The 17,713-nt window shown below is 69.2% G+C and carries 14 protein-coding genes and 1 pseudogene; 9 read left to right on the forward strand and 6 right to left on the reverse strand.

From position 1 onward, the window contains the following. Window positions 1–18 precede the first annotated feature (18 nt). The 8 genes and pseudogenes from ABZX85_RS32010 to ABZX85_RS32045 all read left to right on the forward strand — a co-directional run. On the forward strand, window positions 19–2,013 hold the full coding sequence (locus ABZX85_RS32010; protein WP_355876241.1) for a pectinesterase family protein: 1,995 nt from the start codon (window positions 19–21) through the stop codon (window positions 2,011–2,013). A 41-nt stretch (window positions 2,014–2,054) separates the two neighbouring features. Next, window positions 2,055–3,395, forward strand: coding sequence for a sugar ABC transporter substrate-binding protein (locus tag ABZX85_RS32015; RefSeq protein WP_355876243.1), 1,341 nt, complete (start codon window positions 2,055–2,057; stop codon window positions 3,393–3,395). A gap of 104 nt (window positions 3,396–3,499) precedes the next feature. Continuing rightward, on the forward strand, window positions 3,500–4,288 hold the full coding sequence (locus tag ABZX85_RS32020; protein WP_355876245.1) for a rhamnogalacturonan acetylesterase: 789 nt from the start codon (window positions 3,500–3,502) through the stop codon (window positions 4,286–4,288). Between the two features lie 71 nt (window positions 4,289–4,359). Next, window positions 4,360–5,691, forward strand: coding sequence for a pectate lyase (locus tag ABZX85_RS32025; RefSeq protein WP_355876248.1), 1,332 nt, complete (start codon window positions 4,360–4,362; stop codon window positions 5,689–5,691). 64 nt (window positions 5,692–5,755) lie between these two features. Further along, window positions 5,756–6,874 carry a pectinesterase family protein gene (locus ABZX85_RS32030; protein WP_355876251.1) on the forward strand — a complete coding sequence of 373 codons (1,119 nt, stop codon included), beginning with the start codon at window positions 5,756–5,758 and terminating at the stop codon, window positions 6,872–6,874. A 1-nt stretch (window position 6,875) separates the two neighbouring features. Beyond that, window positions 6,876–7,913, forward strand: coding sequence for a pectinesterase family protein (locus ABZX85_RS32035; RefSeq protein WP_355876254.1), 1,038 nt, complete (start codon window positions 6,876–6,878; stop codon window positions 7,911–7,913). A 77-nt stretch (window positions 7,914–7,990) separates the two neighbouring features. Beyond that, window positions 7,991–9,112 (forward strand): chondroitinase-B domain-containing protein, encoded by a 1,122-nt coding sequence (locus tag ABZX85_RS32040; protein ID WP_355876256.1) that lies wholly within the window; start codon window positions 7,991–7,993, stop codon window positions 9,110–9,112. 152 nt (window positions 9,113–9,264) lie between these two features. Beyond that, window positions 9,265–9,963: pseudogene (locus tag ABZX85_RS32045) on the forward strand (right-handed parallel beta-helix repeat-containing protein); the annotation flags it as partial. A 15-nt stretch (window positions 9,964–9,978) separates the two neighbouring features. Here ABZX85_RS32045 and ABZX85_RS32050 read toward each other — a convergent pair. The 3 genes from ABZX85_RS32050 to ABZX85_RS32060 all read right to left on the reverse strand — a co-directional run bounded on the left by ABZX85_RS32050 (window position 9,979) and on the right by ABZX85_RS32060 (window position 13,147). After that, complete coding sequence (locus tag ABZX85_RS32050) at window positions 9,979–11,640, reverse strand: rhamnogalacturonan lyase B N-terminal domain-containing protein (RefSeq protein WP_355876259.1); 1,662 nt, start codon at window positions 11,638–11,640, stop codon at window positions 9,979–9,981. A gap of 95 nt (window positions 11,641–11,735) precedes the next feature. Further along, entirely contained in the window at window positions 11,736–12,584 is an 849-nt protein-coding gene (locus ABZX85_RS32055; RefSeq protein ID WP_355876262.1) for a hypothetical protein, read from the reverse strand. Continuing rightward, window positions 12,581–13,147 (reverse strand): SigE family RNA polymerase sigma factor, encoded by a 567-nt coding sequence (locus ABZX85_RS32060; protein WP_355876264.1) that lies wholly within the window; start codon window positions 13,145–13,147, stop codon window positions 12,581–12,583. Before ABZX85_RS32060 ends, ABZX85_RS32055 begins: the two co-directional genes overlap by 4 nt. A gap of 246 nt (window positions 13,148–13,393) precedes the next feature. Between ABZX85_RS32060 and ABZX85_RS32065 the strand changes: the two genes are divergently transcribed. Beyond that, window positions 13,394–14,851, forward strand: a complete 1,458-nt coding sequence (locus tag ABZX85_RS32065) for an NCS2 family permease (RefSeq protein WP_355876267.1) — start codon at window positions 13,394–13,396, stop codon at window positions 14,849–14,851. A gap of 2 nt (window positions 14,852–14,853) precedes the next feature. Here the strand turns inward: ABZX85_RS32065 and ABZX85_RS32070 are convergent, their stop codons facing one another. The 3 genes from ABZX85_RS32070 to ABZX85_RS32080 form a co-directional block, all read right to left on the reverse strand. Beyond that, window positions 14,854–16,299: a penicillin-binding transpeptidase domain-containing protein gene (locus ABZX85_RS32070; protein ID WP_355876270.1), complete on the reverse strand. Its 1,446-nt coding sequence runs from the start codon at window positions 16,297–16,299 to the stop codon at window positions 14,854–14,856. Window positions 16,300–16,395: 96 nt separating this feature from the next. Further along, entirely contained in the window at window positions 16,396–16,866 is a 471-nt protein-coding gene (locus tag ABZX85_RS32075) for a GNAT family N-acetyltransferase (RefSeq protein ID WP_355876273.1), read from the reverse strand. Between the two features lie 6 nt (window positions 16,867–16,872). After that, window positions 16,873–17,646: an IclR family transcriptional regulator gene (locus ABZX85_RS32080; protein WP_355876276.1), complete on the reverse strand. Its 774-nt coding sequence runs from the start codon at window positions 17,644–17,646 to the stop codon at window positions 16,873–16,875. Window positions 17,647–17,713 lie beyond the last annotated feature (67 nt).

Genomic DNA, 17,713 nt, shown 5'->3' on the forward strand with positions numbered 1-17,713 from the left:
CGCCTGTTGGGAGCCGCAATGACGCACTTCCCTAGCAAGCGCAGACCGGGAACCGGGGTGGTCCTGGCCGCTCTCCTCGGCCTGGCCGCCGCCCTGGGGCTCGGCACGGTCGGCGAGGCGAACGCCACCGCCGGTTACCCGGACGCCGTCAACTCCGGTGCGAACCCGGCCCGTTGGACCGACACCCCGCACGGCTTCGCCTCCCTCGCGGGCGGCACCACCGGCGGGGCCGGCGGACAGGTCGTCACGGTCACCGACCAGGCGTCCCTGGTGAAGTACGCGTCCGCGCCGGAGCCGTACGTCATCCGCGTGAAGGGCTCGATCGCGGTGGAGCCCTTCGGTGCCGACATCGTGGTCGGCTCGGACAAGACGGTCATCGGCGTCGGCGACACCGGCGAGATCGTCCACGGCGAACTGCACCTCAAACCCGGGACCAGCAACGTCGTCATCCGCAACCTGACGATCCGTGACTCCTACGTCGAGGGCGACTGGGACGGCAAGACCACCGACTTCGACGCGATCCAGATGGACACCGTCGACCACGTGTGGATCGACCACAACCGCCTCCAGCACATGGGCGACGGACTGCTCGACATCCGCAAGGACAGCCAGTACGTCACCGTCTCCTACAACCAGTTCCGCAGCCACAACAAGGCGTTCGGCATCGGCTGGACCACCAACGCCCTCACCCAGATCACCATCGACCACAACTGGTTCACGGGCACGAAGCAACGCAACCCTTCGGCGGACAACTGCGCCTACGCCCACCTCTACAACAACTACCTCTCCGCTCAGGTCTCCGACGGCGATCCGGTGTGGACGTACGGCAACTGGTCCCGGGGCCGCACCAAGATGGTCATCGAGAACAGCTACTACGACGGCGTCCAGCACCCCTACCAGGCCGACGCGACCGCCGAGTTGGTGCAGCGCGGCTCGATCCTGCGCAACACGACGGGCCGGACGGACAGTTGGGGCACGGCCTTCGACCCCCGTGACTTCTACGCCTATCGGCTCGACCCGGCGGCGGCCGTCCCCGCCCTGGTGACGCGGTTCTCCGGCCCGCAGCAGCGGATCGGCACGACCCTGCACGTCCCCGCCGCCTACCCGACCGTCCAGGCAGCCGTGGACGCCGTCCCGGCCGGCAACGACGTACCCGTCACGATCGCCATCGCCCCCGGCACCTACCGCGCCAAGGTCTTCATTCCCGCGAACAAGCCGAACATCGTGTTGCAGGGGACTGGACAGGACCGCGCCGACACCGTCATCGTCTACGACACGCCCGCCGCGTACGGCGGTTCGACGGGGAGCGCGACGGTACGGATCGCCGCGAACGACGTCACCGCCCGCCACCTCACCTTCAGCAACGACTTCGACGAGGCCGCCGTCGAGCTGAACGGCGAACAGGCGCTGGCGATGAAGACGACCGGCGACCGGATCGTCTTAGAGGACACCGCCTTCCTGGGCAACCAGGACACCCTGATGACCGACAGCCCGAACCTGACCACCGTCAGCCGGGTCTACATCCGCGACTCCTACCTCGAAGGGGACGTCGACTTCCTCTACGGCCGCGCCACGACCGTCGTCGAACGGTCCGTGATCCGCGCGCTCGACCGGGGCTCCGACACCAACAACGGCTACATCACGGCCGCTTCGACCTGGACGGGCAACCCCTACGGGTTCCTGATCACCCGCTCCCGGATCGTCAGCGACGCCCCCGCCGGCACCTTCCACCTCGGCCGGCCCTGGCACCCCGGCGGCGAAGTCGCCGCCGTCGCCCAGGTGTTGATCCGGGACACCGAACTGCCCGCCGCCGTCAAGGCGTCGCCCTGGACCGACATGAGCGGCTTCTCCTGGCGCGACGCCCGCTTCGCCGAGTACCGCAACCACGGCGCCGGCGCAGAAATCACCGCCGACCGACCGCAGCTGACGGACAGTCAGGCCACCGAACACACCGTCACCGCCTACCTCAAGGGCACCGACGGCTGGGCACCCCACACCGCCCGCACGCACTGACCCCCACGACCGAACCGACACTCAACGAAGAGAGCCGACCGATGAAGAACAGAAACCGCAGAAACAGCCGTGCCGCCGCGGCCGTCGCCCTGGGGTCCGTGCTCGCCCTGACCGCCACCGCCTGCGGCGACGACGGCAGCGGCAGCGGCACCAAGGGGTCCGAGGGCAGCGGCGCCGGGAAGATCGTCTTCTGGGACAACAACGGCGGTGTCCGCACCGACATCTGGAAGACGATCATCGCCGACTTCGAGAAGGCCAACCCCGACATCAAGGTCGAGTACGTCGGGATCGCCGCGACCGAGTACCAGTCCAAGGTGGACACCACGATCCGCGGCGGCGGCCTGCCCGACGTCGGCGGGGTCGGCGCGGCCATGCTCGCCGGGTTCGCCGCGCAGAAGGCGCTGGAGCCGCTCGACGACCGGCTCGCCAAGTCCCCCCTGAGCGGCAAGCTCAACAAGGACATGGTCGCCTCCCTCAAGGCGGCCGGCGGCGGCGACGGCACGCTCTACTCCATCCCCACCTCCGCCAACAACGGCGTCCTCTACTACCGGACCGACCTCTTCCAGAAGGCCGGCCTCCAGCCGCCCACCACCTGGGACAATTTCTACACCGCCGCCGAGAAACTCACGAACTCCGGAAAGAACGAATTCGGTTACACCATCCGCGGCGGCGCCGGTTCCATCGCGCAGGCCCTCGACGCGACCTACGGCCAGTCCCAGATCACCTCTTTCTGGAACGGCGACAAGACCACCCTGAACGACCCGAAGAACGTCGCCGCACTGGAGAAGTACGCCGCGCTCTACAAGAAGGTCACACCGGCGGCCGACCTCAACAACGACTTCACCAAGATGGTCGCGCAGTGGGATTCCGGCACGATCGGGATGCTCAACCACAACCTCGGTTCCTATCAGGACCACGTGAAGGCGCTCGGCGTCGGCAAGTTCCGGGGAATTCCCTCGCCGACCGCCGCCGACGGAAAGCGGGTCCAGGTCTCCAACCCGGTCGACGGACTCGGGGTGTTCAAGGCGTCCAAGAACAAGGAAGCCGCCTGGAAGTTCATCGAGTTCGCGCTCTCCAAGGCGGAGAACTCGAAGTTCAACGAGTCCGCCGGGCAGGTGCCGTCCAACACGGAGGCGGCGGGGGACGCGTGGGTTCAGCAGGCCGAGCCGACGAAGTTGGCTGCCGCCGCGTTGACGGACGGGTCCACCAGCATCGTCCAGTTGCCGTACTACCTGCCTGACTGGAACACCATCTCCAAGGCCGACAACGAGCCGAATTTCCAGAAGGTGCTGCTCGGGAAGATGAGCGCGAAGGACTTCCTGGACAAGATGGCCGAGGAATTGAACGCGGCTCAGGCGGAGTGGAAGCAGCAGCAGGGTTAAATGCCGGGTTTCGCCGTGGGGTGGCCTGTACGTCGCAGGGTGCAGGCCGCCCGTGGCTGGTCGCGCAGTTCCCCGCGCCCCTAAAAACGGAAGGCTGAACTCTCTTGTCTCTTACCCGTAGACAGGTGTCCGTTGCGGCTCTTGCCGCCGTTCCCCTCCTAGCCGCCACCCCTGCGCACGCCTCCCCCCGCCGCACCCTCTACATCGCCGGTGACTCCACCGCCGCCCAGAAATACGCTCCCGCGGCCCCCGAGACGGGCTGGGGAATGGCCCTCCCCTTCTTTCTCCACAAGGGAATATCCGTCGCCAATCACGCGGTGAACGGCCGGAGTTCCAAGAGTTTCGTGGACGAGGGGCGGCTGGCCGCGATTCTCGAACTGATCCGGCCCGACGACTTCCTGCTCGTCCAGTTCGCGCACAACGACGAGAAGGCCGAGGACCCCACCCGCTACACGGAGCCCTGGACGACGTACCAGGACCACCTCCGCCTGTACCTCGACGGTGCCCGTGCCCGAGGCGCGCGCCCGGTGCTGGCCACGCCCGTCGAGCGGCGCAGGTTCGACGCGCAGGGCAACTCCGTGCCGACGCACGGCGAGTACCCGGCGGCGATGCGGGCGCTGGCCGTCGAGGAGGGCGTGCCGTTGCTCGACACGCAGGCCCTGTCGCTCGCGCTGTGGCAGCGGCTCGGGGTCGAGGAGACGAAGAAGTACTTCAACTGGACCGCGACCGAGCAGGACAACACGCACTTCAACCCGCCCGGCGCGATCGCCGTCGCGCGGCTGGTGGCACAGGAGTCGGTCCGGACCGGCGTCCTCACGCGCCGCGAGGTGTGCCGGCTGGACGCGGAGATCCCCGAGTCCTGGATCACCTGGCCGGCCGCGGTCGCCGAGTAGGACCGCACCCCCGCTTCGGAACCGCCGAGCAGGACCGTACCCCCCGCTTCGTACACAAGGAGAGCTGCACCATGCACGCACGTAAATGGCATGATCATGACAGACTTACCCGCTACGGCACGCTCCTCGGCTGCACCGCCCTCGTCCTCTCCCTGACCGGCGTCGCGGCCCAGGCCCAGCCCCAGTCCCCGCGCGGCACCGACCTCACCCGCCAGACCCTCGGCGCCGGCGACGGCTGGGGCTCGTACGGCACCGGCACCACCGGAGGCGCGGCGGCCGACGCCGAGCACGTCTACACGGTCACCACCTGGGCGCAGTTCAAGGCGGCCCTCGCCGCCGGCGGGAGCGCTCCCAAGATCATCAGGGTGCAGGGGATGATCGACGCCGTCTCCGAGGGCTGCGACGCCTTTGAGGCCGGCGGCTACGACCTCCAGCAGTACCTGAAGGACTACGACCCCGCCGTCTACGGCAACGACAAGGTCGCCATGGGCCCGCAGGAGGACGCCCGCGTCGCCTCCGCCGCCAACCAGGACTCGGTCATCAAGGCCAACATCCCGAGCAACACCACGATCGTCGGCGTCGGCAAGAACTCCGGCATCCTCGGCGGGAGTCTGCAGATCAAGGCCGTCTCGAACGTCATCGTGCGCAACCTCACCATCGAGGCCCCCCTCGACTGCTTCCCCAAGTGGGACCCGACCGACGACAACAACACCGGCAACTGGAACTCCGAGTACGACGCCGTCGTCGTCTACGGCACCGACCACGTGTGGATCGACCACAACACGCTCACCGACGGCCGCTACCCCGACAGCGAGCGCCCGGTCTACTTCGGCAAGGTCTTCCAGCAGCACGACGGCCTCACCGACATCGTGCGCGGCGCCAACTACGTGACCGTGTCCTGGAATTCGTTCGAGAACCACGACAAGAACATGCTGATCGGCAACAGCGACAGCACCGCCACGACCGACAGCGGCAAGCTCAAGGTCACCATGCACCACAACCGCTTCGACGGAATCCTCCAGCGCTCCCCGCGCGTGCGGTTCGGCCAGGTCGACGTCTACAACAACCACTACGTCGTCGAGGAGGCGCAGAAGGAGGAGTACTACCTCTTCGGCGTCGGCAAGGAGTCGCAGCTGTACGCGAGCGACAACGCGATCTCGCTGCCGCCCGGCACCAGTGTCGGCAAGGTCATCAAGAAGTGGAGCGAGGCTCCGCTGACCGCCGAGAACAACTATGTCAACGGCCGCCCCGTCGACCTCATCGCCGTGCACAACGCGGAGATCCCCGCCGAGACCCTCCAGTCCGGCGCGGGCTGGACCCCGACCCTGCGCACCCGGGTCGACCCGCCCTGTCTCGTCCCCTCGGTCGTCGACCGCGGCGCGGGCGTGGGCCGGGCGCGCTGACGCCTCCAGACCGCCGGGGCGGTCCTGCACACCGCCCCGGCACCCTCTCCGAAGTGGAGCAGACATGCCCCGACTCCCGCTGTCCAGACGGGGATTCCTCAAGGCGACCGCCGCCGCGCTCACCGCCCCCGTCCTCACCGCCTTGCCTGCCGCAGCCCAACAGGCAGGAGCCGCAAGGCCGTTCGGCCGCTACGGCACCCCGTCCGACCGCCTCACCCCGCAGACCCTGTACGTCGACACCGGCGGCCGGGGCGACTTCACCTCCGTCCGCGCCGCCGTCACCGCCGCCACCGGCGCCGGCTGGACCCTGGTCCTCGCCCCCGGCACCTACCGGGAGACGGTCGCCGTCGACGCCACCCGCACCGGCATGACCTGGATCGGCGCCTCCCGCGACCCCCGTGACGTGGTGGTCGTCTACGACAACGCGGCCGGTACTCCCAAGCCCGGCGGGGGCACTTACGGCACCACCGGCTCGGCCACGACGACCGTCCAGGCCGCCGGCTTCACCGCCCACCGGATCACCTTCGCCAACGACTGGCTGCGCGCCGACCACCCCGAGATCACCGGCACGCAGGCCGTCGCCATCAAGGTCCAGGGCGACCGCAGCGCCTTCCACCACTGTCGGTTCCTCGGCCACCAGGACACCCTGTACGCCGACTCCTCGGCGCTGACGGCGTTCGCCCGCCAGTACTTCGCGGACTGCTACGTCGAAGGGGACGTCGACTTCGTCTTCGGCCGCGCGACCGCCGTGTTCGAGCGCTGCCACTTCCGCACGCTCGACCGCACCGACCTCGCGGGAGCGCCGTACGGGTTCGTCTTCGCGCCCTCGACGGCGGGGGCCAACCCGCGCGGGTACCTGGTCTCCCGGAGCCGGGTGAGCAGCCAAGCGCCGGACGCCTACTACAAGTTGGCCCGCCCCTGGGTGCCCAGCTCGGACACCACAGCCCGCCCGATGCTGACCGTCCGGGACACGGGCCTCGGCACCGGCATCGACGCCGTCACCCCCTACACCAACATGTCGGACGCCTTCCCCTGGCAGAGCCAGCGGTTCGCGGAGTACCGCAACTACGGCCCCGGCGCGGCGATCACGGTCCCGGAGAACCGGCCCCAACTCACCGCCGAACAGGCCGAGTCGGCGACCCGCGCGGCCTATCTGGGCGACTGGGAACCGGAGGGGTGCTGAGATGCGCCGACGCGCCTTCCTCGCCGGGAGCACCGCCGCCGCGATCACGGCGGTGACGGCGGCCCCCGCAACCGCCCACACCGGGCGCCGAGTCGTCCACGTCCGTCCCGGCGACTCCGTCCAGGCGGCCGTGGACCGCGTCACCGGCCCCGGCTGGACGATCGTCGTCCACCCCGGAACGTACCGCGAGGTCGTCGACATCCCGGCGGACAAAGCCGAGTTGACGATCAGGGGAGCCGTCCGCGACCCCCGCGCCGCCGTCATCGTCTACGACAACGCCAACGGCACCCCGCGACCCGACGGCTCCGGCACCTACGGCACGGCGGGATCGGCGACCTTCACCTCGGCCGCACCGGGACTGACGATCCGTCACCTCACCCTGGCCAACGACTGGTTGCGCGCCGACCACCCCGACATCACCGGCACCCAGGCGGTCGCCGCCTACCTCACCGGCGACCGCACGCACGTCGAGGACGTCCGTCTCCTGGCCCACCAGGACACCCTGTTCGCGGACACCACCGCACTGGACGCCTTCGACCGGCAGTACTACCGGCGCTGCTACATCGAGGGGGACGTCGACTTCGTCTTCGGCCGCGCCCGTGCCGTCTTCGACGCCTGTCACTTCCACACCCTCCAGCGGGACGTGTCCTTCACCCCCAAAGGCATGGTCTTCGCCCCCGCCACCGCCCGCGCCAACCCCTACGGCTTCCTCGCCGTGCGCGGCCGGATCACCTCCGGAGCGGAGGACGCGGCCTACAAGATCGCCCGGCCCTGGGTGCCGTCGTACGAGACGACCGCCTGGCCCGCGCTGGTGGTTCGGGACACCTGGATCGGGTCCGGGATCGACGCGGTCACCCCGTACACCAACATGCGCGACGCGTACCCCTGGCAGACCATGCGGTTCGCCGAGTACGGCAACTCGGGCCCCGGCGCGGTGATCTCCATGCCGGAGAACCGGCCCCAACTGACGGACGCGGAGGCGGTCGTCCACACCCCGCGTACCTACCTCGGGAACTGGCGTCCCGGGACGCACCACTAGAAAGCACCACCCCACCAGCACCCCCCACCGGAACACCCCAACTCCCCATCCCCACACGGCGAAAGGGACCGCACTCCATGTCTCGTCGTACCGTTCTCACCCCCCTCACCGCGCTCGCCGCCCTCTCCCTCGGGACCGGGCTGGCCGTCCTGCCCACCCAGGCGCAGGCCGCGACGGTCGTCGTCAGCAACTCCACCGACCTGTCGAACGCCATCAAGAACGCCACCGCCGGCACCGTCATCCAGGTCCGCGGCGGCACCTACTACCCGACGGCCACCCTCCAGTCGACGGCCAACGGCACCTCCGGCTCGCCGATCACGCTCACCGCGTACGGCTCGGAGACCGTCAAGATCGACGGGTCCTCGATGGCGGCGGGCTCCTGGATCTTCAAGCTGACCGCGTCCTACTGGAACGTCTCCAACATCACGTTCCAGAACTCCAAGGACAGCGCGGTCGTCTGCCAGTCCTGCACCGGCACCACCTGGAACAACATCAAGACCATCAACGGCGGCGACTCCGGCTTCACCCTCACCGGCGCGAACACGGTCAACAACACCGTGCGGAACCTGGACAGTTACGGCAACTACGACGCCGCGACGCACGGCCAGAACGCGGACGGCGTCGCCATCAAGTTCGGCTCCGGCACCGGCAACCTGGTCACCGGCGCGCGCCTCTACAACAACTCGGACGACGGGATCGACCTCTGGTCGTTCTCCTCGCCGGTCACCATCGAGCACACCTGGGCCTTCGGCAACGGCGTCAACCGCTGGGGCGACTCCGCGTTCGAGGGCAACGGCAACGGGTACAAGCTCGGCGGCAACGGGCCCTCCGTCGCGCACGTCGTCAACAACTCGGCGGCCTGGGGCAACGCGGGCAACGGCTTCACCGAGAACAGCAACACCGGTGCCATCGTCATCAACCGCACCACCGCGTACGCCAACAGCAAGTGGGGCTACTACTTCGCGACCGGCTCCGCGAAGCTCGGCAAGAACCTCGCCGTGAGCAACGGCGGCGGCTCGGTGAGCAAGGGGTCGGGCGTCGCGTCGTCCGGCAACAACTGGGACTCCGGGGTGAGTACGCCGTCCTTCCGGTCCACGGACGCCTCGTCGGCGTACAACTCCCGCAGCTCCAGCGGGACTCTGCCGGCGACGACGTTCCTGACGACCGGGTCGACGACGATCGGCGCGACGATGGACTGACATACCGTCACATCGCGCCCGCCCCCGCGAAAGGGATCGCAACTTTCGCGGGGGCGGCAACCTTTCCCGCCGCCGCGACGACACGTCTCCGGTCCCCGTTCCCGAGGAACCCCGAACCCGGTTCCGAGGAACCCGAGGAAAGGAAACACCCCGTGCGGCTCAGCACCGGACGCCATCGCCGGACCCGTACCCTCTCGATCGCCGCCGCGATCTCCCTCTCCTCCGGGGTCGGAGGGTTCTGTCTGGGCCTCGCGGACGACGGTGCCGAGGCCGCGTCCAGCGTGCTGACGGTGTCCAGCACCGCCGGGCTCGAAACCGCCGTACGCGAGGCGGTGGCCGGGACGGTGATCCAGGTCCGCGCCGGGACGTACACCCCCGCGTCCACCCTCAGGTCCAGCGCCGACGGCGTCACTCTCAAGTCGTACGGGTCGCAGAGGGCGACGATCGACGGGTCGGGGCTGCCCGCCGGGTCCTGGCTCCTGGACATCGGCGGCAGCCGCTGGACCGTCGAGAACCTCACCTTCCAGAACTCGCCCGCGCAGGGCGTCGTCGTCACCTCGTCCACCGGGGGTGTCTTCAGGAACCTCGTCACCGCGGGGAACGGCGCCGGCGGATTCACGCTGCGCGGCGACCGGACGATCGACAACCTAGTCCAGAACCTGGACAGTCACGGCAACCGCGACGCTTCCGGGAACGGCCACAACGCCGACGGCATCGCCGTCACCTTCGGCTCGGGAACGGGCAACAGGATCACCGGCGCCCGCCTCCACGACAACGCGGACGACGCGGTGGACCTGTGGCAGTTCTCCTCGCCCGTCACCATCGACGACACCGAGGCGTACGGCAACGGCGACGACACGCTCGGCTCAGGCCAGTAGATCGATACAGTCGAACGAGGTTCCCGGGCTCAGGAACGTCTCGCCGCTCGACCCGCTCACGATGTTCAGCGTCAGCACGTTGTCCGTGGACAGCGCCGTCGCCGGGATCGTGTAGGTGAACGTGTGGTTGTTGCCCCGGTACGAGCCCGTCGTCAGCGACCGGGTCGCCGGCTGGGACGGCGCCACCGGCACCGGCGAGGTCCAGCCGTTCACCGTCACCCGGGGCCGCCCGTTCGCGAACGCGTCCGTCACCCCGATCCGCAACGTCCGTGCCGCCGACGCCTGTTGAGCCGTCAGCTTGAAGTGGATCTGCACCCCGTCGTTCACGGCCTTCCACATGTACGCCGGGAACGACGCCGCGTCCCCGCCCCCGATCGTCACGTTCCCCGTCCACTTCGCCGCACGGGCGTCGGACGGGTGCGCGTACGTCATGAGGGACGCGTTCTTGAACCCGGCAGGCGTGCCGTCCCAGTCGCCGAGCCGCCACAGCGTCCGCGCGGCGGACGGATCACCGCTGACCGTCAGGGAGTTGAGGGCCGTCGTCGCCCCCGCCGTCACCTTCACGGTCGTCCTGTGCACGGCCAACTCACCTTTGTAGACCGTGAGTCGATACGTCCCCGGCAGCATCCCCGCACACGAGAACGCGCCGCTCCCGCTCGCCGCCCTCGCCCAGTACTGCGCGTCCGCGCCCGCGAACCCCACGGTGTACGGATGCGCCGCGGACATCCCCTTGAGCCCGACCCCCGCGACCTTCCCCCGCCCCTTCTTCCCGACCCACCCGGTGATCCCGAGCCCGTCCACCCACGACGTGTCGAGATTGGCGGCGAACAGGGACGACGCCGGCGCCGCGCCGCCGGTGAAGGCGAGGACGTACGGGCCCTGGAGACCGAAGCGCTCCGGCTCGGTCTGGGCCTGGTTGTAGTGGAGGATCTCGTACAGACCGGCGCCGAGGTCGTTGGAGTGCCGCAGCAGCGAACGGTAGAACGGGCCGCCGGACGCCTTCTCGTGGTTCGAACGCACCATCCACAGCGCCGAGTTGGCGCCCTTGAAGCCGACGTAGTCGTAGTCGATCACACGCTTGCCGGAGTAGTGCTTCGAGTGGGTCGTCCCGTCACCCCGTCGCCAGACGTCACCCGCCTCGATGACCTTGTCCGACGCCTCGATCCAGGAGTCCGAACCCTCGTTGGGGAAGACGCCGGGCTTGAGGCGGACGATGAACCGGGTCGCCGTGAACGACGCGTCGGCCTTGTTCGTCCACAGGTACACGTTGTCCTGGCCGCTGCGGGCCGCGTACCACTGGGTGATCGGGCCGTGCACCGCCTTGACGAGGATCGTCGCGCCCGACTGCCTCACCGTGACGGTCGCGCTGCCGAGGCCCGACTCGACGTGCGAGTGCCGGCCGCCGTACCCCTCGTACTCCTTGCCCTTGTAGACCAGCGAGGTGATGTCGCCGGTCGTCTTGGAGACCTTGAAGACCAGGGACGCGCCCGTGTTCACCACGTAGTTCTTGCCGTCGTCGGCGTATCCGAAGGCCGCGGCCGACGCCGTCGAGACGAACCCGGCGATCCCGGCCGCGCCCGCCGCGGCGACGCCGATCGCGGACGCGCCGAGGACACGGCGACGGGAGAAACGTTTTCTGTGCGTGCTCAAGGGTGGTGCTCCGTCGTTCAGGGGGGTGGTGCCACTCCTGAAGTTGTCACCCGAGGGAGAAAGGTTGCCGCCCTGGCGGAAACTCCCGCGGAATTTCAGGAACCGGACGCCGCGAAGTCCCCGCCCACCGAACGCCCCGCGCCCTCGGCCGTCCCCGTGACCGCGTACGTGTCGCCCCCGGCGTCCCGCCCGCCCCGGTCGTGGTCGTACTGTCCGGCGAACACCCACTCCCCGGGATACACGATCCGCCCCTCCTTGAGGACCCACGTGTAGACCAGGAACCCGTCCCGCTCCCCGACCGTGAACGTGAAGTCGTCCTCCGGCAGCGACCGCCAGGCCCCCGCGTTCGACACCCCGCCGGTCTGCGCGACCTTCAACCGGACCGTGAGCGCGGAGAGTTGCTTCGACGTCTTGAGCGTGATGTTGCTCTGCGCCCAGAAGTCGTTGCTGTGCGGATCGACCGAACCGTCCGACCAGAGCGGCCCGTCCGACGCACCACCCGCTGAGGGCGCCCCACTTGCCCGCGGCGACGGCGAACTCCCCGCCGTGGGCGTCGGTTTCACGCTCGGCTCCGGAGCCTTCGGCGACTGGGCACCCGAACTCGGGCTCGGCTTCGGGGAGTTCGGTGGACGGCTCGTCGCGTCCGGGGACCTCTCCGGAGTGGGGGAGACCGCGACCGTCCGCTCGGCCGGCGGCTCGCTCTTCACCGCCGACGCCACCGCGTACCCGCCGACCGCGAGCATCCCGGCCACCGCCGCCGTCGCCCCGACGATCCGCGCCCAGCCCAGCACCGGCCGCGTCTGGCGGTGGCTCTGCGGGTCGGGCTCGGCCATCATGCCGCGCTCCACCCGGGCCAGGATGCGCGCGCGGTCGGGTTCGTGCCGCTCGGCCGCCTCGTGCAGCCGGGCGCGCAGTTCGTCGTGCACGTCCCGCCGCATCGTCATCGGTCCCTTCCCGCGGACTCGGAGGTACGCACCATCACGGTACGCATCCGCTGCGGAGCTTGACGGGCGCCGAGCAGTTTCTGCAACTCGGCCATCCCCTTGGAGGTCTGGCTCTTCACGGTACCGACCGAGATCCCGAGCGCGAGCGCGGTGTCCTTCTCCGAGAGGTCGAAGGCGTGCCGCAGGACGACACAGGCGCGCTTGCGGAACGGGAGCCTGCGCAGCGCCGACTGCACGTCCACCACCCCCGCCACGTCCGGGTTCTCCGTCTTCTCCTCGCGCTGCGACCAGAAGAGCGCGATCCGGCGCCGCTCCCGCACCGCGCTGCGGATCTTCGTCCGGGCCAGGTTGGCGACGACCCCCCGGGCGTACGCCACCGGATGGTCGGCCGCGCGCACCCGGTCCCAGCGGTGCCACAGCGCCAGCAGCGCGTCCGCCGCCAGATCGTCCGCCGTGTCCGACTCCCCGGTCAACAGGTAGGCGAGCCGGGACAGTTCGGCGTAGTGGCGGTCGAAGAAGGCATGGAACTCCACGGAGGCGGCGTCGTCCACGACTGTGCCCACGGGTGACCTCTTCTGTGTGGCATGTGAATGACATGGGGATGCCCCGGGGAGATTGCCGGGACGAGATGCGGAAGCGTAGCAGTGATCGACTTGCGTAGTTCGTACGGGTCTTCGAACGCCGTGCGCGGGACCGGCCGTTACGGGGTCCGATTTCGTAACACGTCGAAAACCTGAAGAGAGTTCAACGCGGGAACAATCCAGCCAGCATCCGCACCGTGATCCAACCGGCAACCAGGAGTGTCCGCCATGTCCGAGGCCCAGCAGACGACCGACCGGCCAAGTGCCGCACCCCCTGCGGTGAACAGCGTCGACCGGTACTTCCGGATCTCCGAACGCGGCTCGACCTTCGCCCGGGAGATCCGCGGCGGCTTCGCCACGTTCTTCACGATGGCCTACATCCTTGTCCTGAATCCGATCATCCTCGGCAGCGCCAAGGACAAGTACGGCCACACCCTCGACCCGGTCCAGCTGACCACGGCCACCGCCCTCGTCGCCGCCGTGATGACGATCGTCATGGGCGTCGGCGGCAACCTCCCCCTCGCGCTCGCCGCCGGACTCGGCCTCAACGCGGTCGTCGCCTTCCAGATCGCGCCCCTGATGAGCTGGGACGACGCGATGGGCCTCGTCGTCCTGGAGGGGCTGCTGATCTGCGCGCTCGTCGTCACCGGGCTGCGCGAGGCGGTCATGCACGCGATACCCCAGCCGCTCAAGCAGGCGATCAGCGTCGGCATCGGCCTGTTCATCGCGTTCATCGGCTTCGTCGACGCCGGCTTCGTCACGCGTATCCCCGACGTCGCGAACACCACCGTGCCCGTTCAGCTCGGCGGCACCGGCACCCTCTCCGGCTGGCCCGTCCTCGTCTTCTGCCTCGGCGTCCTGCTGACCATCGGGCTGCTCGCGCGCAAGGTCAAAGGCGCGATCCTGATCAGCATCGTCACCATGACCGTCCTCGCGATGGTCATCGACGCCGTCGCCGACATCAAGAGCTGGGGGCTGACGACGCCGAGCTGGCCCGACAGGGTCGTCGACACCCCGGACTTCGGACTCCTCGGCCACTTCAGCCTGTTCGGCGCCTTCGGGGCGCCCGGCGTCGGCGTGATCACCGTCGTCCTGCTGATCTTCACGCTGATCCTGTCGGACTTCTTCGACACCATGGGCACGGTCGTCGGGATCAGCGCCGAGGCCGGACTGCTCGACGAGGAGGGGAAGGTCCCGAACCTCGGGCGCGTCCTGCTCATCGACGGCGCCGCGGCCGTCGCCGGGGGTGCCGCCTCGTCGTCCTCCGCGACCTCCTACATCGAGTCCGCGGCGGGCGTCGGCGAGGGCTCCCGCACCGGGTTCTCCAACCTGATCACCGGCGGCCTCTTCGCGCTCGCCCTCTTCTTCACCCCGCTCCTCACGATCGTCCCCCTCCAGGCCGCCGCGCCCGCCCTCATCGCCGTCGGTTTCCTGATGATGACCCAGGTCAAGCACATCGACTGGGACCGCTACGACATCGCCATCCCGGCCTTCCTCACCATCGCCGTCATGCCCTTCACGTACTCCATAACGAACGGCATCGGCGCCGGGTTCCTCGCGTACGTCCTGATCAAGACGGTCCTCGGGAAGGCCAAGGAGATCCACTGGCTGCTGTGGGGGACGTCCGCGCTGTTCGCGGTCTACTTCGCGATCGACCCGATCGAGCAGCTCCTCGGCACCAAGTAGCCCTACTTGACGGCCGCCTCCATCATCGCCTTCGCGACGGGGGCGGCCAGTCCGTTCCCGCTGACCTCCGAACGCGCCGCGTCCGACTGCTCGACGAGCACCGCGACGGCGACCTCTTTGTCCCCGGCCTTCGCGTACGACGTGAACCAGGCGTACGGCGTCTTGCTGTTGTTCTCGCCGTGCTGCGCCGTACCCGTCTTGCCGCCGACCGTCGCCCCGCTGATCCGCGCGTTCGTGCCCGTGCCGTCCTCGACGACCGTCTGCATCGCCGACTGGAGCTGCTCGGCGGTGTCCGAGCTGACGACCTGGGTGGTCGTCGACTTCCCGTCGACGTCCTCCAGGACGTTCCCGCCGCTGTCCGTGACCTGCGAGACCATGTGCGGCGAGACCAGCTTGCCGCCGTTCGCGATCGCCGCCGACACCATCGCCATCTGGAGCGGCGTCGCCGTCACGTCGAACTGGCCGATGCCCGTCAGCCCCGTCTGCGCCTCGTCCATGCCCTTCGGGTAGACGCTGGCGTACGCGCGCACCGGCACGTCCTGCGCCTCGTCATTGAACCCGAACTTCTCCGCCATCGCCCGCACCTTGTCCTGCCCGAGCTGGACCGCCATGTGCGCGAAGACGTTGTTGCAGGAGTACTGGAGCGCCACCCGGATCGACGCGTTCAGACAGGGCGCCGACGCGTTCTCGTTGGCCAGCACCTGCCGCGTCCCCGGGAGGGTGTACGGGTTCTCGCTGTCGGTCTTGTCGTCGACGCTCTTGTACAGCCCGTCCTCCAGCGCGGCGGCGGCCACGACCAGCTTGAACGTCGACCCCGGGGGCAGCGGCTGGCGCAGCGCGCGGTTGACGAGCGGTTTGTCGGAGTCCGCGTTGAGGCTCTTCCAGGCCGACCCGGCGGTGTTCGCGTCGGTCAGCGTCGAGGGGTCGTACGACGGGGTCGAGACGACGGCCAGGATGCGGCCGGTCCTGGGGTCGATCGCGACGGCCGCGCCCTTCTTGTCCCCGAGGGCGTCGTACGCGGCCTTCTGGACGGCCGGGTCGATCGTCGTGATCACGTTGCCCGGATTGGCCCGGGTGTCCGTGACCGTGTCCATGACGGTCTTCAGGCGGGTGTCCGTGCCGTTCAGGACGTCGGCGTAGATGCCCTCCAGCTGCGTCGGCGCGTACGCCTGCGAGGCGTAGCCCGTCACCGCCGCGTACAGCTTGCCGTCCGTGTACGTCCGCTTGTACTTGAGGTCGCCGTTGGTCTTGGCCGAGCCCGTGACCGACTTTCCGGCCACGATGATGTTCCCGAGCGGGTCCGAGTACGTCTGGATCGCGTTCCGTCGGTTCAGCTGGTCGTCCGCGAGCGCCTGGCCTTGGTAGAACTGCACCCAGGTCGCCCTCAGCAGCAGAGCGAACACGAGCAGCAGCGCGAAGACGGCGGTACGCCTGATGGTCCTGTTCATACGAACAAACAGACGAACGAAAGGGGCGGAGAGTTCCGTCCGTCCCGATTTCTCATCGGACGTTCATGTACGGCTCGTCAGGAGTCCAGGAGTTCGTCAGGCGTCCAGGACCAGGACCGCTTCCTCGGTCTGCGCCCCGCGCGCGTTCGCGTACCCGGAGTCCCGCCCGGTCTCCCGGAACCCGCACTTCTCCAGCACCCGCCGCGACCCGGCGTTGTCGAGCGCCACGCGCGCGTGCAGCGGCCTCTCCCGAACCTCCGCGAGCAGCCCCCGCAGCGCGGCCGTCGCGATCCCGCGCCCCCAGAAGTACCGGTCGATCCAGTAGGTGACCTCCCGCTCGCCGGGGTCGCCGTACACCGCCACATGCCCGACGACGTCCCCCTCGGCCAGGATCGTGCGGTGGACGGCGTCGGAGGCGAGGTTGCGCTTCCAGTGGGCGTCGAAGGCGTCCCGGTCGTGCGGGTCCTCGGCGGTGAAGGCGGCCAGGTGCAGCGACTCGGGGTCGCTCATGTGCCGGAAGAAGACCGGGAGGTCGCTGCCGTGCACGGGGCGCAGGGCGATGTCCATCGGGGTTCAGAGCCTCCGGGTCGCCAGCGTCAGCCGGTCGCGGGCGTCGAACAGGGCGTCCTTGACGAGCTGTTCGTGCGCCGGGGTCAGCCGGGCCACCGGGACGGAGCAGCTGATCGCGTCCCGCGCGGGCGTGCGGTACGGGATCGCGACGCCGAAGCAGCGCAGACCCAGCGTGTTCTCCTCGCGGTCCACGGAGAAGCCCTGCTCACGGATGGTGTGCAGCTCCTCGATGAGCTTCTCGCGGTCCGTGATCGTGTGTTCCGTGAGCGCCGGGAGGGTCTCCGGGAGCATCTTGCGGACCTGTTCGTCCGAGTACGTCGACAGGAGGGCCTTGCCGAGGGACGTCGAGTGCGCCGGGAGGCGGCGGCCCACGCGCGTGAAGGGGCGCAGGTAGTGCTGGGACTGCCGGGTCGCGAGGTAGACGACGTTCGTGCCGTCCAGGCGCGCGAGGTGGATCGTCTCCGTCGTGTCGTCCGACAGCCGGTCCAGGGTCGGGCGGGCCGCCGCGACGACCTCGTCGCCGTCGATGTACGACGTGCCGACGAGCAGCGCGCGCACGCCGATGCCGTACCGCGTGCCCGTCGCGTCCGTCTCCACCCAGCCCAGTTCGACCAGCGTGCGCAGCAGCATGTAGAGGCTGGACTTGGGGTAGCCGACGGCCTCCTGGACCGCCGCGAGGGAGTGCATCCCGGGACGGCCCGCGAAGTACTCCAGCAGCTCGACCGTCCGCACCGCGGACTTGACCTGGGCCCCGCCCCCCGCCTCGCCTGCCGACATCGACTGTGACCCCTTCGTTCGACGAGAAGCTGAAGTTATAGTCTGCAACAGCATATTCACCAGCACA

The sequence above is a fragment of the Streptomyces sp. NPDC004539 genome (assembly GCF_040610055.1).
Taxonomy (GTDB): domain Bacteria; phylum Actinomycetota; class Actinomycetes; order Streptomycetales; family Streptomycetaceae; genus Streptomyces.